This window comes from Parasphingorhabdus sp. W113 (assembly GCF_055693205.1).
This window is the reverse complement of record NZ_CM146328.1, coordinates 543,238-559,256: the sequence shown is the minus strand read 5'-3', so window position 1 is coordinate 559,256 and position 16,019 is coordinate 543,238. Positions and strand designations below refer to the sequence as shown.

The following is a 16,019-nucleotide window of genomic DNA, read 5'->3' as shown; positions in this document are numbered from 1 at the left end:
TATGGTCATGTGGTGGTGTTTTCCCTGATATGACCTATATCCGCAACACTGTTCAATTGGTCGGAGTCAGATATGCCTGAAACACCTGCTTGGCTAGGAGATATGCACGAAATCGTAGGCCCCCGGGGGTTTACCGATGATCCTGCCGACATGGATCCCTGGCTGACCGATTGGCGAGGTCGCTATACCGGCAAGGCGCTGGCGATGGTTTCTCCGGCATCGACCGATGAAGTCGCCGCTATCGTTAAAATTGCCCATCAGCATGGCATTGCGATGGTTCCGCAGGGCGGCAATAGCGGCATGGTTGGCGGCGCTACACCCGATACAGGCGGCCAGGCGATCATCCTGTCGATGCGTCGCATGGACAGCATCAGAGAGATTGCGGCCGACGACCAACTGGTCAGTTGCGATGCCGGGGTGATCCTCCAGAATTTGCACGACGCGCTCGCGGATCATGGCCAGCGGTTTCCCTTGACCCTGGGCGGCAAGGGATCGGCGACGGTTGGTGGACTAGTGTCAACCAATGCTGGCGGCACCCAGGTGCTTCGACATGGAACAATGCGCGCGCTGGTGGCCGGGCTGGAAGCTGTCTTGCCGGATGGCAGCATCTATAATGGCCTCGCAGCGCTCAAGAAAGACAATCGCGGCTATGATCTCAAACAATTGCTGATCGGTGGCGAGGGCACGCTGGGGATCGTTACCGCGGCGACCTTGAAAACTGTTCCCGCCCTCGTCGATCGCTGCGTAGCCTGGGCCGGGGTCGCCTCGCCGCATGCCGCTTATCGGCTGTTCCAGTTTCTTAATGCGCGGGAAAACCAAAAGCTCGAAGGTTTCGAGATTGTGCCCCAGTCCTGCCTTCAGGCGGTCTTGCGCCATATTCCGGATACCAGAGCACCCTTGGCGGAACCGGCATCGTGGAATGTTTTGATCGAGAATGTGCGGGATCAGGCCGATGCCGAGGATCCGATATCTATTGCCGAATCCCTGCTCGCCGCTGCAATGGACCGCGATCTGATCAGCGATGCCGTAATCGCCGCCAGCGAAAGCCAGGCGGAAGCGTTCTGGAAATTGCGCGATTCTGATTGCCGAAGCGGAAAGAGCGAGCGGTCCGGCGCTGCAACATGATATCAGCGTGCCGGTCTCGAAAATGGCCGATTTTATCATGGATGCGAGTCCCGTAATCGAAGAGCGCTTTCCGGGAACGGAAGTCGCGGCTTTTGGGCACATGGGCGATGGCAATGTCCACTTTCATGTAAAAGCCCCGGCGGGCATTGCCTCGGGGACCTGGATGGCCGAATATGCAAGCCAGATTTCCCCGCTAGTCTATGATCTTGTCGATGCGAGCGGCGGGTCGATTTCAGCCGAACATGGAATCGGTCAGACCAAGGTCGATGACCTCCAACGACTGTCCAGCGATGCGCGCATCTCGACCCTGAAAGCGATCAAGTCCGCGCTGGATCCAAAGAATATTATGAATCCCGGAAAGCTAGTTCCTCTTGCGTCGGACCGGTCGGCATCTTAAAGCCCCCTCAACTGACAATTATTCATAATATCTAGCATCTGGAGACAAAGATCATGGCCAGCGCGCCTCAGGCTCAACCACTACCCATTTTCTACAAGGATTTGGTGCCACTCAATTCCAAAGAACACAGCAAATGGAAGGTAAAGGGCCTGGACAATGCAAGCTTTCTACAAAGCCAGCATGCCATTCCCCTGACCATCGATGAATTCACCAATGCCAGCCGCAACTATCCGATCGTCTTCTCGGTTGGCGAGAACAGCGTGCCATTGATCCTGATGGGCTTGAATGAAGGGGTGAACACGTTCCTGGGCGAAGACGGAAAGTTCAATCAACCCGCCTATGTTCCGGCCTATGTTCGCCGCTATCCGTTCATGCTTGCGAAGCTGCGCCCGGATTCGGAAGAATTGTCGCTCTGTTTCGACCCTAGCACCGACGCGATTGGCGATTTCAAGGAAGGCGATCCGCTGTTTGACAAGGATCAGCCCACCGACACGACCAAAGGCATTTTGGATTTCTGTGAAAAATTCGAACAGGCCGGGCAACGCACGGGTCAGTTCATGGCCGAGCTTGAAAAAATGGATCTGTTGATGGACGGCGAAGTGTCGATCGAACAGACCGGCGTTGAAAAGCCATTTGTTTACCGCGGCTTCCGGATGGTCAACGAAGAAAAACTGCGCGAATTGCGGGGCGACGAACTGCGCAAGATCAATCAGAACGGCATGCTGCCACTGATTTACGCGCACCTTTTCTCTTTGCACATCATGCGGGAAGTGTTCGCGATGCAGGTTTCCGCCGGAAAAATGCCAGAGGTTACCGAAGTTCCAACCATCTGATCGAATCCAACGCGATTATACCGGAAAAAGCGGGCGGGCTTTAACGCTCGCTTTTTCCGGTAGCCACTCCCTTAAGCCTTTATAATATAACACTTTAAGGCCTTCTCCTTGGGTTGTGGCGCGCGTCTGGCTGCGCTTTGAAAAAGGCCAGGCCAGCACCGTTTCCATGCCTCTCTTGCGATAGGAAAAACGACCAAAACGGAGAGATAATTTCTGTATTGGGACTTGCAACCGGTCTCATAAGAGACCACATTAAGAGTCGCACAGGCCCATTCCCCCCCGATTGGGCTTATGCCGGCATTCTTTGAATGCCACCTCCCTGAACCTTGGCCACCTCGTCGTTTCGACGAGGTGGTTTTTTTCTTTTCAAACGATCATTCGGCGGCCGCGAGCTGAAACTGTCCGGTCAGCTTGTCTGCCAGCCGCAAGGCGAGAGTCGCAACATGACCGGCCATGGCGGGCAGGCCCGGTCCAGGCTCGTTCAGATCCTCGTCCAGATACCGTCCACGGTCAATTTCCAGCTGGATGGCATGCACTTCGCGCTCAACATCGCTGTGCCGTTCCAGAATATAGCCACCCGCATAGGGATGATTGAGGCGGACCGGCACCTCCGCTTGCTCAAAATAGCCCGAGGCAAAGGCAGAATAGCGTGATCCGGCGCTCCGCCCGAACCGATCTCCGATGATAACGGCCGCCGCGTCCTGTCCCGGTTCCAATGGCGGCATGCTGTGAACATCAAGCAGCATCGCGCAACCGAACTTCATACGGATGCGTTCCAGCACATCTGCGATATGCGCGTGATAGGGTTCGTGAAAAGTCTGGAGGCGGTTCTCAATGGCGTCGATCGACCATTTGCGTTGCCACAGGTTCCCAACCCCGCTCAACCGGCTGGGAACAACGCCCAAGCCGCCGCGAACCTTGCGGCTGGGGGCGCCAAACCGGGACGGCCTTGCACCGATAATCATGTCGGGATCCAATTCCGACGGATCACGGTTCAGATCGATCCACGCGCGCGGCTGCCGAGCCACGATGGTTGGCAATCCGGCCGCGATGGCATCGGTCGCCAGGCGATCGGAATAGCGGTCTTCCAAGCGTATCAGATTGGCGGGGGGAACCCGTAGATTGTCATATATTTCCTTGGGATATACCCGTCCGGCGTGGGGAACGCTGATCAGCAGCGGAAAGCGCAAGGCATCGATATTGAACCGGGAAATGATGGAATCAGCCACGAGCGCAGGGACCGCAGGAGGGGAGAGTGGCGCGCTCATCGGCAAGCAAGCTGAGAAATAACGGAATTTTGTGATCCAGGCGTCGAATCTGGCAATTTATTAAGAGATTTGCGCCTAAAGCAGAGATTGGGCATAACCGACATCCATTGACGCAGACTATTATAGGAAACGACCTCAGAGATGATCAGAATTCTCCTTGCGGAAGACGAACAAGCCATGCGGCAGCATCTTACACGTGCGCTTGAAAAATCCAACTATGAAGTGGTCGCCGTCGATCGTGGAACGGCAGCCATGCCCTATCTGGAATCGGAAAAATTCGATCTTCTGCTGACCGATATTGTCATGCCCGAAATGGATGGCATTGAGCTCGCTCAGCATTGTGCAAAAATCTCTCCGGAAACCCAGGTGATGTTCATTACCGGCTTTTCCGGCGTCACCTTGCGGGCCGGAGAATCCGTGCCAAAGGCAAAGATCCTGTCGAAGCCATTTCATCTCAAGGATCTGGTTCTCGAAGTCGACCGGCTGTTTGCGCCAGACAGTATTGGCGAATTCAATTAGCCTTGAATCCAATTAGGCCTTGCACCGGCTGAGGCGGCTGGTTAGAGGGCCTGCAGCGTGGGCGTATAGCTCAGTGGTAGAGCACTTCGTTGACATCGAAGGGGTCGGGAGTTCAACTCTCTCTACGCCCACCATTTTTCCGATCATGAAAAATTATGCGGCCAGAATTGCCTGTGTCGCGAGATCACGGCTCGGTGGATGACCATGCCAGGCCCCGTAGGCGCGGGTGAAGGCGCTCAGCTCGCTATAGCCGAGCTCGGTTGCAATCTGTGACAGCGACCGGCTGCCTTCGAGAAAATAGAGCTGGCAGGTATCGCGCCGGACCTGTTCCAGTATCGCACGAAAAGAGGCGCGTTCGGCGGCCAGTTTCCGACGCAATGTGCGTTCCGCGGTTCCGAACGTCGCCGCAGCGGAATCCAGACCGAAACCGGTCTTGTTCAACCGATAAAGAAGATATTCATAGCATATTTCCGCCCAACCCGAGGGTTGCATGGCCCTTGGGAAGAACCGGTCAAGCTGGGCCTGGCGGGCAATCGTCACCGATGGATTGCAGCGGGGGTTGGGTAAATCCAGGACGTCATTGTGAAGCACGAGATACGTCTGATTTTGGCTGAACTTGCAGGGCACGGCAACCGGATGATCTCCGAAACGCACGAAATCACCAAATCCCTCTGGCTCCTTTTGGCAAAAATGAACCGCCTTGATGATGCTCCGGCCCGGTCCGATGACGGCCTGTCCGATATGAGAAACCATGGAAAATAGGAGATTGACCAGTTCATTGCCCGATATTTGCGGCGGTTGCCAGACGAGGCGGCTCGCATGGCCGGACCGTTCCAGCCGCAACCATGACCGGGCAGCGGCGCAACCCACTCGATGATGACCGGTGGGGAACGTCACGTTGGTCTGGTTGTGCAGACCAAGCCTGTTCAGGCTTTCCAGCAAGACGTCGCCGACCGTATCCCGGAACAAGGCCGCATAGCCATTGTCTGAAAAGCCGGTTGGGATCATCTCTCTGCCAAGATCAGGAAAAATATGCGCGGATCCCAGTTCCCGGGACGTCGTCTGATAGAGATTGGCGACCATCGCCCGACTGAAGCGAGCCCGCGGATCGCGCAATCGCGCTTCGTCCAGTCCGGATGCCGCCAGCAATACCGGCTTGCGCGCGCCCAAAGCCTTGCAACTGCGGTAGAGCTGCTCGAGAAAATGAGCAGGAATCGATACGTCGTCCTTAGAATCTTGCCCCATGGGAACCAACTAGGCAGTCCCGGCAAAGCCTCTCAACGCACTTTCGACCAATATGCAAAATCAACGACGAACATGTCGGAGACGCCTGAATCTAAGCTGTCACCGCTGTCATCAGTACCGGATGACGCTGGCTCCCCAGGTGAAGCCGCCGCCCATGGCTTCCAGAACCAGAAGGTCATCGGGCTGGATGCGACCATCGCGGATCGCGGTGTCGAGAGCCAAGGGAACCGATGCTGCCGACGTATTGGCATGCTGATCCACGGTTTTGATCACCTTGCTCGGCGGCAGTTTCAGTTTTTTCGCGGTTGCATCAAGAATCCGCGCGTTGGCCTGATGAGGAACCACCCAATCGACCGCCTCAACGTCTATGCCTGCTTCATCCAGCGCCTCGTGAAGCACCGAGGACAAATTTACAACCGCATGACGAAACACCTCACGGCCCTTCATCCGCAGCTTGCCAACCGTGCCGGTCGTTCCTGCGCCGCCATCGACATAGAGCAACTGGTTATGCGCGCCATCCGCATGCAATCGGGTTGCCAGGACGCCCTTGTCGCTGGTTTCCGCCGAGAGGACAATCGCGCCAGCGCCATCGCCGAACAACACGCAGGTTGTCCGGTCTTCCCAATCGAGAATGCGGCTGAAGGTTTCCGCGCCGATCACGATGGCATTTTTGGCGCTGCCAGCCCGAATCATGCTTTCAGCCACCGAGAGCGCATATAGAAAACCGGAACAGACCGCTGCGACGTCAAAAGCCACGCATCCGTTGCAACCCAGTTCATCCTGCACAATTGTCGCCGTGGCCGGGAATGTCTGATCCGGCGTGGCGGTCGCCAGTACAATCAAATCAATATCAGCGGCGTCCATCCCCGCGGCATCGAGCGCTGCGCGGGCCGCCTCCGTGGCCAGACTGGACGTCGTTTCATCGTCTTCGGCGATATGCCGAAAGCGGATACCGGTGCGTTCGACGATCCATTCATCGGTCGTATCCACGATCTTGGTGAGATCGGCATTCGACACCCGTTTGCGCGGCAAAGCCGAACCGGTGCCTTTCAGGACCGCGCGGAGAGCGGTCGTGCTGCTCATTTTGCGAGGGCGTCCGCTGGCAAGAGCGTATCAATCTTGATCAAATCTTCACTGATGCGCTGCAATATACTATCCTCTACCAGTCGGGCGGCCACTTCCACCGCATTGGCTACGCCTTTTTCATCGGCGCTGCCATGACTTTTCACCACTACGCCGTTCAAACCCAGAAAAACAGCGCCATTATGATTGTTGGGATCGAGGTGGTTGCGCAACAGCTCGGTGGCCGGGCGCGAGATCAGAAAACCGATTTTCGATCGCAAGCTGCTGAGAAAGCTGCGCTTCAGCAAGTCGGTGACAAATCGCGCTGTCCCCTCAAGCGCCTTGAGCGCGATATTGCCAGAGAAACCGTCGGTGACGATCACATCAATTTCGCCGGTGGATATCTTGTCCGCCTCGGTAAAACCCTGAAAATCCATGCTCAGCCCATCGGCGTTGCGCAGCGCGAGGGCGGCGTCCTTGATCGTATCGGTGCCCTTGGCGTCTTCGGTGCCGATATTGAGCAATTTGACCTTGGGGCGCTCAAAATCATGCATGATCCGGCTATAGGCCGCGCCCATCACCGCGAATTGTACCAGATTCTTGGTATTGCATTCCGCATTGGCGCCCAAATCCAGCATGACCACGTCGCTATCCTTCATGGTCGGCAAAAGCGCAGCCAGCGCTGGGCGATCAATGCCTGGCATGGTGCGCAGGGCCAGTTTGGAAATCGCCATTAAAGCGCCGGTATTTCCCGCACTGACCGCGGCGCTGACGTCGCCGGTTTTAACCGCGTTGACGGCCAGGCCCATGCTGGTTTTTTTGGATCCGCGCAGCGCCTGGCTGGGCTTGGCATCCGCCGAGACACTGCTTTCGGCATGAAGAATTTCTGATGCTGCGCTGAGATTGGGGTGGGATTTCAAAGCTTCGGTTATCTTTGTTTCGTCGCCAACGAACAGAAATTGAAAACCGTCATGCCGATGGCGCGCAAGCGCTGCGCCCGCGACCATTACGCGCACGCCTTCGTCTCCGCCCATCGCGTCGATTGCGATTCGCGGCCTCATCCCCACCGGTTATTCCCCTTGTTTAATCGTGTGATAGTCTTGAGGTTAGTCTATTAAAGATCAACAGCCAAGACTTCACGGCCATTATAATGGCCACACGAACCGCACATATGGTGCGGGCGCTTCAATTCGCCGCAATTTGAACATTCCTGAAAGGCTTCGACTTTCAAAGCATCGTGGGAACGGCGCATTCCGCGCTTGGACGGCGTAGTTTTTCGTTTAGGGACAGCCATTGCTAAGCCTGCTCTTTATCAATCAAATTTCATATATGTGCACAATAAACCAAACGCCCGACTAGAACAAGTTAGCCTCTCTTCTTCATGGAGAATCACTTGGGTCATCGATTGGCTTATGACACGCGAAGGGGCGCGTATAACGATTTTCCCGTGCGTTGCAAGTATTCTGCTCTATAGCGGGACCAGAAATTCTATCGGAACTGGGGGAAGCATGATTTTACCTATTACATTGACCATTGCCGGTGCGGCAGCCTTGATCAACATCTGGCTCATGATCCGTGTCGGCCAGGTCCGTAGCTCAGAGAATGTCAGCGTCGGCGATGGCGGCAATGACAAGGTTATCCGGCGCATGCGGGCCCACGCCAATTTCGGTGAGAGTCTGCCGATCGTGCTGATCCTGGTCGGCGGCATTGAATTGGCGACCGGTTCTTCAACCTGGCTCTGGATTGTTGGCGGCCTTTATCTGCTCGGCAGAATCGCGCATGGTGTCGGCATGGACGGCGGAGCGCTTGGCAAAGGCCGCATGGTTGGAACGATCTTGACGATGTTGATCACCTTGGGACTGGGGCTTTATGCCATTACCATTCCCTATCTGGCCTTTACCGATGCCAGCACCACGCCCAGCTCTATTCAGGCGGGGTGACGGCCAGGTTCAGTTTGCCGCTGTGCCGGCCTGCTGTGGCGCTTTGGTAGCAATACCCCAGATCGCTGAATTCACAGGAAAAAACACGGAATGGCGGAACCGCCTTCTTTCCAGCTGCACGGCGCCAAAACCCGCCCGGGCAATGGCCGTGGCGGTGTCCCGGTGGGTGTCGCAGCCCTGGAACAACCAGCGCCACGGCCGGGCGATGAGCTGCTGAACCCAACGCCGGGGTGACAGTGGATGCGCGGCGACATGTTCGACAAATCGAAACGTGCCGCCGGGCCGTAAAATCCGTTTGATCTCGGACAGCGCCTGGTCGGGGTTGGAAACCGTGCACAAGACCAGCGTCGCAATCACTTCGTCGACGGAATTATCCGCGATCGGGATGCGTTCGGCCGGCGCGCCGACAAGCTCCAGATCAATATCATGGTCCGCCGCATTGCGGATCAAGCGATCATGCATCTCAACCGTGGGTTCGACCGCCAGCACCTTTGCGCCAGCGGGCAGATAATGGAAATTGGCGCCGGTCCCGGCCCCGATCTCCACGATGGTGCCTGTCCGCAGACCAGCAAAGGCATTCTGCTTGTGGAGGCGCGCTATATGGTTGGAATAGCGGTCGAAGAAATTGAAGAACCAGGCGTTGAATCGTCCGATTCGCGTTCCCGAATCACACATAGCCGTGCCCCTGAACAGTCCCGTTCCGGGGCGCATTAGGCGTAACCGATCGGATAGCTTTGGCGATTGCGGTCACGTGCCTAAGGTCGGTTCCGCAGCAACCGCCGAACACATTGGCCCATGGCAGCAGCCGATGGAGCTTGGCATAGGCCGCGGCCAGGGCGTCCGGGTTACCGGCATCCAGCGTTTCGCAGGCGTCCAGTTCCGCATGGCTTTTGCAGGACGCATTGCACCGCAATCCGCCTATCCGTTTCGTCCACTCTGCATCGTCCAGCTGGTTGGCGAAATGATCCGGATGCGCGCAGTTGATCATGTAATAGGCCGCATAGCCGCCCGTGGCAGCATCGGTTTCCGCTATCGCCGCCGCCATGTCTTCGCCACTCGGCAACCGACCATCCGTTTCAACCGTGAAGGACAGGACCACCGGCAACCGGCAAGCCGTGGCAGCCCGGATTATTCCTATGGCTTCGGCAGAATAGGTGATGGTCAGGCCGGATATCATGTCGACACCGGCCTCAGCCAGCCAAGCCACCTGTTCGGCATGATAGCCCGCCGCCGTGTTGCACGACATATAGGCTTCCGGAGCATAAGCATCACCCCGCGGGCCGATCAGACCGTTCAACAGGATCGGTCTGATATTGGCAGCATATTTGGCGCGCAGATTCCGGACAAAGGCCACCGCGTTTCGATTCACAGTCTCGAGGCTGTCAGGTTCGATGTTCAGCGCGTCCGCGAAATAGCGCTGCGCGCGCCAGGTGGGTGCATCGAGAATAAACCCGGCATCATGATCGTTGGCGAGCTCCAGAAAACGGCAAAAATAGGTCTCGAGTGCCGCCCTGCCCTGCTCGCTTTCGAGCAAAGTATGCGCGGCAAATGCCGGGAGTTCATAGCCATGATTGAAGACGAAATCCGTTTCGAGGCCCGCATCCGTCAGAAACAGGCCACCGCGTTGCTGTGGGAGAACCGAGTGCGTAATGGTCATGATCATAAGTCCTTAAATTGGATCGAGGGAAGCAATTTGCGATTGCGCAATTTGCGGATGATTATTCGCCGGTTCAGGCGGCCAACGGGAAAAATAGCTGCAACAGACCACCGATCAGGAAACCGGCGGTGACTAGACCGATCAGCGATGCGCTGCCGTTCGCCACTGAGCCGGCAGGCTTGTCGGGCGCCTCAGCATCACCATGCGTGTCGACATCGCGGAACAACAGCATGTCCCATATCCGCAGCGATGCGCCGTCGTGAAACCCGGCAGGTGCATCCCAGTTTTTGGGATTTTTCCAGGTGCCGAAAATCTGGTCCCAGATCACCAACTCGGCATAATTGCCCGCATGGCGGCCGCGCTCGTGATGGCAACCATGGCCCTCCGGACGCTCGACAAACCATCCGATCCATTGCGGAGTGCGGATGTTGCAATGGGTAAAATAGACGGCGGCCATTCCGACAATCGCAACGATCGCGGCAGATTCCGCGGTGATGCCCACGATCATCGTCAAGGCAAAGCTGCCCATGAACGCAAAACCGATCACATCCAGCGGATGATGATAAAGCGCGCCCCAGCCATCCATCCGCTCCACCGAATGATGCATCTGGTGGAAAACCCGCCAAAGAATATCAAATTTGTGCATGGCGCGGTGCCACCAATAACTGACCAGCTGAACAGCGGCGAAACCCAGCAGAACCTGGGACCAGATCGGCAGGCCACTGGCATCCCATAATAACGGCCCTTGAAGCCAGCTCACCCACAGGAAAGGCGCATAGGTTGCCAGTGCAATATAGGCTGTGGTTGCGATAAGCCCCCGAATCCGCCAGAATTTGACATCGGGAAAGCGCCGGGCAGGAAACCGGCTGTCGAGTAAAATAAAAGCGAAAAACAGTCCGCCGATGATGAGATTGATCGGGTCAAGCATGAGATCTGGTCCTAGTGATTATGTCGGCAGCGGATCGCTCTTGCTGGAACAAATCCTGCCGCTGTTGCGCTTCCCAATGCCAGAGCACCGTGTGAACAGCCGTTTGAAGCACCGTGGAAATTGCAGTAGAACAGTGAATCTCGTCGCAAGAAGGGATCGATTTGGCGCAATTGGAAATCAGACTGCTCGGAGACGTCCAGGTGCTGCGCGATGGTGTTATCGTCGAATTGCCGGCATCGAAGAAGACACGAGCCCTGCTGGCTTATCTGGTGATCACCGGCCGGCCACAGCGCCGGGATCGATTGTGCGAGCTGTTCTGGGATCTTCCCGATGATCCCCGCGGCGCGTTGCGCTGGTCGTTGAGCAAATTGCGCCAAGTCGTCAATGACGCGGATCATGAACGCCTGACAGCCGATCGCGAGCGCGTGCGCTTGGACACATCCCAGATCATCACGGATATCGATGAAATCGAGCGTTATTTCGACAATCCGTCCGCGTCGGCCAATTCCCTTAGCAAGGGTATCGCGATATTGCGGGAACGACCGTTTCTGGATGGCTTGGATCAGCTAGGCCAACACGGATTCGACGCCTGGATGGTCGGACAGAAAGAGCGCATCCTGCAGCTGATGGCCAAGGCCGCAGGCCGCCTGATCAATCATCCCGACACGCGGCCCGATCTGGCGCTGGCCTATGCGCAGCAATGGGTTGAATTGGGGCCCTATTCGGTGCGCGCAGCCCATGCCCTGGTCGCCGTGCTGCGCCGGCTGAACCGCGACCGCGACGCAGAGGCTGCCATTGTGCGGTTTCGTGCGCATTTTCAGCAAACCAATATCGTCTGGGAGCCGGAGCCAGCAGTCCCGTCCGGCCCGGTGCCTGTCGCGCCGCCGGATCGCGACCCGCTGGGAGAGCAACAAATCCAGTTCTGCAAGACCAAAGATAATGTCACAATTGCCTATGCCAGTATCGGGACCGGCCCGCCGCTGGTGAAGGCCGCCAACTGGCTCACGCATTTGGAACTCGACTGGCATGCGCCGATCTGGAGCCCGCTGTTTCGGGAACTGGCCCGGGATCACCGGTTCATCCGCTATGACGAACGGGGCAATGGCCTCTCGGACTGGGACGTGCCAACCCTGTCCCAGGAAACATTCGTTACCGATCTCGAAGCCGTTGTCGATCAACTGGAACTAGATCGGTTTCCGTTGCTGGGAATCTCGCAAGGCGCGGCGGTATCGATAGAATATGCTGCCCGGCATCCCGAACGCGTGTCCAAACTGATCCTGTTTGGCGGCTATGCAAAAGGGTGGAAAATTGACGCCAGCGAAACCGAGATTACCGAACGCGAAGCGGTCATGACGCTGACCAAGAAAGGCTGGGGCCGCGACAATCCGGCTTATCGTCATATTTTTTCGGCAACCTTCATGCCCAATGCCTCGGCAGAACAATTGGCCTGGTTTGATGATTTCCAGCGCCAGACCACCAGCCCCGAAAACGCGGCTGCCTTTCTGGCCGCGTTTGGCGACATTGATGTCCGTGACCATCTCGCAAAGCTTTCTGTGCCGACATTGGTGATCCACTCGCGCGGCGACAAACGGATTCCGTGGGAGGTCAGCCGCGATATTGCCGCCCAGATCCCCAATGCGCGCTTGGTCACCCTGGAAAGCGACAATCATCTCCTGCTCGAAGGGGAGCCGGCCGCGGCCGGATTTGTCGAGGCGGTGCGCGGCTTTTTAGCGGACGAATGATCCGGATTGCACCACAAATACCGGTAAATAATTGCAACACCATCATTTAATAGATGAAAAATCAGCCAGAACCGATAGGGGTTCCCCATCATTCACACGCAGTTAGTCACCGATCGGAAGCAGCATCAATGAGCATTAATCGCGCTTGTATCACCACCGCCATGGCCTTGTTTTCTGTGGAGGCAATGGCCCAATCCAACAGCAGTATCGATGCGGTCGTCGAACAGGCCATTGCCAATGATGATCTCGATGCGCTGAACGCGATCGCCAAATATGTGCCGCCCGAAAGCGCGGCGGCCACGAAAATCAGCACCTACAAGGCAGCGCAGGCCAGAATGGCTGCCGAAGCAGAAGCCGCGAAGAAGCGCGGCGGTCTGTTTGACAATTGGGAAGGGTCGGGCCAGCTCGGGGCATTCCAATCAAGCGGCAATACCAGTTCGGTCGGCATTACCGCTGGTATTGACCTGACCAAGGAAGGCGAGAAGTGGCGGTATAAATTTCGCACATTGGCTGATTATCAGCGCACCAATGGCGTTACCGACCGCGAGCAAATTCTGGTTTCACTCGAGCCCAATTACAAGTTCAACGAAAAGCTTTATGCCTACGGACTGGCGCAATATGAGCGCGACCGGTTTCAGGGTTTCAGTGCCCGTTACACGCTGTCCGGCGGTCTCGGCTATCGCGTCATCAAGACGGACAGCATGCAGTTGGATGTGAAAGCCGGTCCCGCCTGGCGCAAAACCGACTTGATCGGCGGAGGATCGGAATCGAGCCTGGCCGGTCTCGCCGCGGCCAATTACAACTGGAAGATCAGCCCTGTGATTAGCTTCACCCAGGATCTTTCGGCCTACGTTCAATCTGGCAACAGCACCTATACGTCCCTGACCGGTTTTACCGCGAAACTGAACGACAAATTGTCAGCGCGCTTGTCCTATCAGGTCGAACATGAATCCAGCCCGCCCGCTGGTTTGGACAAGACCGATACATTGTCGCGCGCGACGCTGATTTTCGGATTCTAAATTTGGGTTTCGCTGTCGGCAGCCGGTTCACTGTCTTCCGACGGCCATTGCTGGGCGGCCAACAGGGAATCGGCAGCGAGCAAATGTTCGAGCGCTTCCGAAACTTTCACACCCGGCAGATGAAGGCCGAGGCTGTCGATCTCACTCAGCGCGTCGGTCAATTTCTCAACCACCAGACCAATTTGTTTTTGCCGATCCTCCACCACTAAATCCTCCTGTTCCTGACAGGTTCGTGGGCGCGCAGCATTTCGTTACACCCGGTGGAAAAATTTGAGAAGCATCGCAAATCATCGGCGCACCACGTGTCGTGATCGGTTCTGGCCTAGCGCGCGGCCACCACCCCGAAAAGATCATGCTCGTCGGCATCTTCGACGACCGCATCGACAATATCACCGACTTGCAGAGCCGTGCTGACGTTGCGAAGGAACATGTTGCCGTCAATCTCGGGCGCATCCGCTTGGGTCCGGGCGGTAGCACCGATGTCACCATCCTCATCCGGAGCGCCAATGTCATCGATAATCACCGGAAGCGTGCGCCCCACCTTGGCTTGCAGCTTCGCGGCGCTGATCGCGGCGGTCTTTTCCATGATCCGCTGATAGCGCTCTTCCTTGACTTCTTCCGGCAGTGCGCCGTCCAGGGCATTGGCGGCAGCGCCTTCGACCGATTCGAAACGGAATGCCCCGACCCGATCCAGTTGTGCTTCTTCCAGCCACTCCAGCAGATATTCGAAATCCGCTTCGGTCTCGCCGGGAAAGCCAACGACAAAAGTCGACCGGATGGTCAGATCGGGACAGATATCGCGCCAGTTCTTCACCCGTTGCAACACCTTCGCTTCGTTGGCCGGGCGCTTCATGCGTTTCAGCACATTGGGGGCGGCATGTTGAAACGGGATGTCGAGATAGGGCGTGATCTTGCCTTCCGCCATCAGCGGAATGACCTTGTCGACATGCGGATAGGGATAGACATAGTGGAGCCGGGTCCAGACCCCCAGGTCCCCGAGAGCAGCCGCCAGGTCGGTCATATGCGCCCGAACATCGCGCCCCTGGCCAACCGGGCCGTTCCAGACCCGCGACTGATGCTTGATGTCCACGCCATAAGCTGACGTATCCTGACTGATGACCAGCAATTCCCGAGTCCCGTTGGCGACCAGTTTTTCCGCTTCGCGCAAGATTGCATCGGGCCGGCGGGATACGAGATCGCCCCGCAGGCTCGGAATGATACAGAAGGAACAGCGGTGATTGCAGCCTTCCGATATCTTCAAATAGCTATAGTGGCGGGGCGTCAGCTTGAGGCCGGCATCCGGCACCAGATCGACAAACTCGCCGCGCGCGGCAGGCGCCGCGTCGTGAACCGCGCTGACGACATCTTCATACTGATGCGCGCCGGTAACCGCCAACACATCCGGAAAGCGGGCGCGGATGGCATCGGCCTCGTTGCCCATGCAACCGGTGACAATCACCCGGCCATTCTCAGCCATCGCTTCGCCGATGGCTTCGAGGCTTTCTTCCTTGGCGCTGTCGAGAAAACCGCAGGTATTGACCAGCACGACATCCGCGCCAGCATAGTCGCCAGACATCTGATAACCATCCGACCGCAATTGCGTCAGAATACGCTCGCTGTCGACCAATGCCTTGGGACAGCCAAGGGACACCATGCCGACTTTCGGCGGAGAAGGAATTTGCGTTGCCATAATGGATGCGCCCTTAGCCGCATTGTTGGAAGGAGTCACGCAAGATGAACCGGAGCACTGAGCGAGGGGTACAATATTACCGGGATCGCTCGGAAAACCGGATGTGCATTTTCCCGGTTCTCGAAATGCGCTATAGCGCAACCGGGATGCCATTTTCTTGGGAGGGAAATTATGGACTTGTTGCAAACAAACTGGCTCGCCATCATCGTCGCCGCGGCGAGCGGCTTTCTGGTCGGCGGACTCTGGTATGGGCCGATCATGGGCAAAAAATGGATGGGCGCCGTCGGCTTTACCGAGGAAGATGTCCAGGGCGGTAATATGGGCGCGATATATGGCGGCGCCTTTGCCTTCAGCCTGCTCGCGTCGGCAATGTTGGCTCATCTGTACTTCCGGCTCGGGCAACCGCCCTTTCATATTAAGATGATGATGTCGACAGGCATCGCGCTGGGTTTCATCATTCCGGCGATCGGCACAAATTATCTCTTTTCGCAGAAGAGCAAGACGCTGTTCTTCATTGATGCCGGATATTGGTTGCTCTTTTATGCGGCGATGGGCCTGGTCCACGCCCTGCTCACCTGATATCTCGACCAACTA

At 56.9% G+C, this 16,019-nt stretch carries 16 protein-coding genes, 1 tRNA gene and 1 pseudogene; 8 read left to right on the top strand and 10 right to left on the bottom strand.

The features are described from left to right. Positions 1-72 precede the first annotated feature (72 nt). Positions 73-1,522 (top strand): annotated as a pseudogene (locus ACZ1GS_RS02620) (FAD-binding oxidoreductase). A 53-nt stretch (positions 1,523-1,575) separates the two neighbouring features. Beyond that, on the top strand, positions 1,576-2,355 hold the full coding sequence (locus ACZ1GS_RS02615; RefSeq protein WP_472696941.1) for a SapC family protein: 780 nt from the start codon (positions 1,576-1,578) through the stop codon (positions 2,353-2,355). A gap of 374 nt (positions 2,356-2,729) precedes the next feature. Here ACZ1GS_RS02615 and ACZ1GS_RS02610 read toward each other — a convergent pair whose 3' ends face one another. Then, a complete protein-coding gene (locus tag ACZ1GS_RS02610; RefSeq protein WP_472696940.1) occupies positions 2,730-3,584 on the bottom strand; it encodes an N-formylglutamate amidohydrolase in 855 nt (284 codons plus the stop codon). 180 nt (positions 3,585-3,764) lie between these two features. Here ACZ1GS_RS02610 and cpdR point away from each other — a divergent pair, with 180 nt between their 5' ends. Continuing rightward, positions 3,765-4,142: a cell cycle two-component system response regulator CpdR gene (cpdR, locus tag ACZ1GS_RS02605; protein ID WP_472696939.1), complete on the top strand. Its 378-nt coding sequence runs from the start codon at positions 3,765-3,767 to the stop codon at positions 4,140-4,142. A 59-nt stretch (positions 4,143-4,201) separates the two neighbouring features. Then, a tRNA-Val gene (locus ACZ1GS_RS02600) sits at positions 4,202-4,276 on the top strand. Between the two features lie 19 nt (positions 4,277-4,295). Here the strand turns inward: ACZ1GS_RS02600 and ACZ1GS_RS02595 are convergent. The 4 genes from ACZ1GS_RS02595 to rpmF all read right to left on the bottom strand — a co-directional run bounded on the left by ACZ1GS_RS02595 (position 4,296) and on the right by rpmF (position 7,743). Then, positions 4,296-5,387 (bottom strand): helix-turn-helix domain-containing protein, encoded by a 1,092-nt coding sequence (locus ACZ1GS_RS02595; RefSeq protein ID WP_472696938.1) that lies wholly within the window; start codon positions 5,385-5,387, stop codon positions 4,296-4,298. A 111-nt stretch (positions 5,388-5,498) separates the two neighbouring features. Then, the gene (locus ACZ1GS_RS02590; protein WP_472696937.1) at positions 5,499-6,470 is read right to left on the bottom strand and encodes a beta-ketoacyl-ACP synthase III; all 972 of its coding nucleotides are present in this window, start codon (positions 6,468-6,470) and stop codon (positions 5,499-5,501) included. Beyond that, complete coding sequence (gene plsX, locus ACZ1GS_RS02585; RefSeq protein WP_472696936.1) at positions 6,467-7,510, bottom strand: phosphate acyltransferase PlsX; 1,044 nt, start codon at positions 7,508-7,510, stop codon at positions 6,467-6,469. The genes ACZ1GS_RS02590 and plsX overlap by 4 nt, the downstream gene beginning before the upstream one ends. A gap of 53 nt (positions 7,511-7,563) precedes the next feature. Next, a complete protein-coding gene (rpmF, locus tag ACZ1GS_RS02580; protein ID WP_472696935.1) occupies positions 7,564-7,743 on the bottom strand; it encodes a 50S ribosomal protein L32 in 180 nt (59 codons plus the stop codon). 214 nt (positions 7,744-7,957) lie between these two features. Here rpmF and ACZ1GS_RS02575 point away from each other — a divergent pair, with 214 nt between their 5' ends. Beyond that, the gene (locus ACZ1GS_RS02575; protein ID WP_472696934.1) at positions 7,958-8,389 is read left to right on the top strand and encodes an MAPEG family protein; all 432 of its coding nucleotides are present in this window, start codon (positions 7,958-7,960) and stop codon (positions 8,387-8,389) included. A gap of 9 nt (positions 8,390-8,398) precedes the next feature. Here ACZ1GS_RS02575 and ACZ1GS_RS02570 read toward each other — a convergent pair whose 3' ends face one another. From ACZ1GS_RS02570 to ACZ1GS_RS02560, 3 genes are all read right to left on the bottom strand, one after another. Continuing rightward, positions 8,399-9,064, bottom strand: coding sequence for a class I SAM-dependent methyltransferase (locus ACZ1GS_RS02570; RefSeq protein ID WP_472696933.1), 666 nt, complete (start codon positions 9,062-9,064; stop codon positions 8,399-8,401). After that, on the bottom strand, positions 9,057-10,046 hold the full coding sequence (locus ACZ1GS_RS02565) for a homocysteine S-methyltransferase family protein (RefSeq protein ID WP_472696932.1): 990 nt from the start codon (positions 10,044-10,046) through the stop codon (positions 9,057-9,059). The genes ACZ1GS_RS02570 and ACZ1GS_RS02565 overlap by 8 nt, the downstream gene beginning before the upstream one ends. Before the next feature lie 73 nt (positions 10,047-10,119). Continuing rightward, on the bottom strand, positions 10,120-10,974 hold the full coding sequence (locus ACZ1GS_RS02560; RefSeq protein ID WP_472696930.1) for a sterol desaturase family protein: 855 nt from the start codon (positions 10,972-10,974) through the stop codon (positions 10,120-10,122). Positions 10,975-11,135: 161 nt separating this feature from the next. Between ACZ1GS_RS02560 and ACZ1GS_RS02555 the strand changes: the two genes are divergently transcribed. After that, positions 11,136-12,716, top strand: a complete 1,581-nt coding sequence (locus ACZ1GS_RS02555; protein WP_472696929.1) for a bifunctional AfsR/SARP family transcriptional regulator/alpha/beta hydrolase — start codon at positions 11,136-11,138, stop codon at positions 12,714-12,716. Positions 12,717-12,844: 128 nt separating this feature from the next. Then, positions 12,845-13,735: a DUF481 domain-containing protein gene (locus ACZ1GS_RS02550; RefSeq protein ID WP_472696928.1), complete on the top strand. Its 891-nt coding sequence runs from the start codon at positions 12,845-12,847 to the stop codon at positions 13,733-13,735. Here ACZ1GS_RS02550 and ACZ1GS_RS02545 read toward each other — a convergent pair. Together ACZ1GS_RS02545 and rimO are read right to left on the bottom strand one after the other, a co-directional pair. Continuing rightward, positions 13,732-13,938: a hypothetical protein gene (locus ACZ1GS_RS02545; protein ID WP_472696927.1), complete on the bottom strand. Its 207-nt coding sequence runs from the start codon at positions 13,936-13,938 to the stop codon at positions 13,732-13,734. The genes ACZ1GS_RS02550 and ACZ1GS_RS02545 overlap by 4 nt on opposite strands. 119 nt (positions 13,939-14,057) lie before the next feature. Beyond that, on the bottom strand, positions 14,058-15,425 hold the full coding sequence (gene rimO, locus ACZ1GS_RS02540) for a 30S ribosomal protein S12 methylthiotransferase RimO (RefSeq protein ID WP_472696926.1): 1,368 nt from the start codon (positions 15,423-15,425) through the stop codon (positions 14,058-14,060). Positions 15,426-15,596: 171 nt separating this feature from the next. Here rimO and ACZ1GS_RS02535 point away from each other — a divergent pair, with 171 nt between their 5' ends. Then, positions 15,597-16,004 carry a DUF1761 domain-containing protein gene (locus ACZ1GS_RS02535; RefSeq protein ID WP_472696925.1) on the top strand — a complete coding sequence of 136 codons (408 nt, stop codon included), beginning with the start codon at positions 15,597-15,599 and terminating at the stop codon, positions 16,002-16,004. The last annotated feature ends 15 nt before the right edge of the window (positions 16,005-16,019 follow it).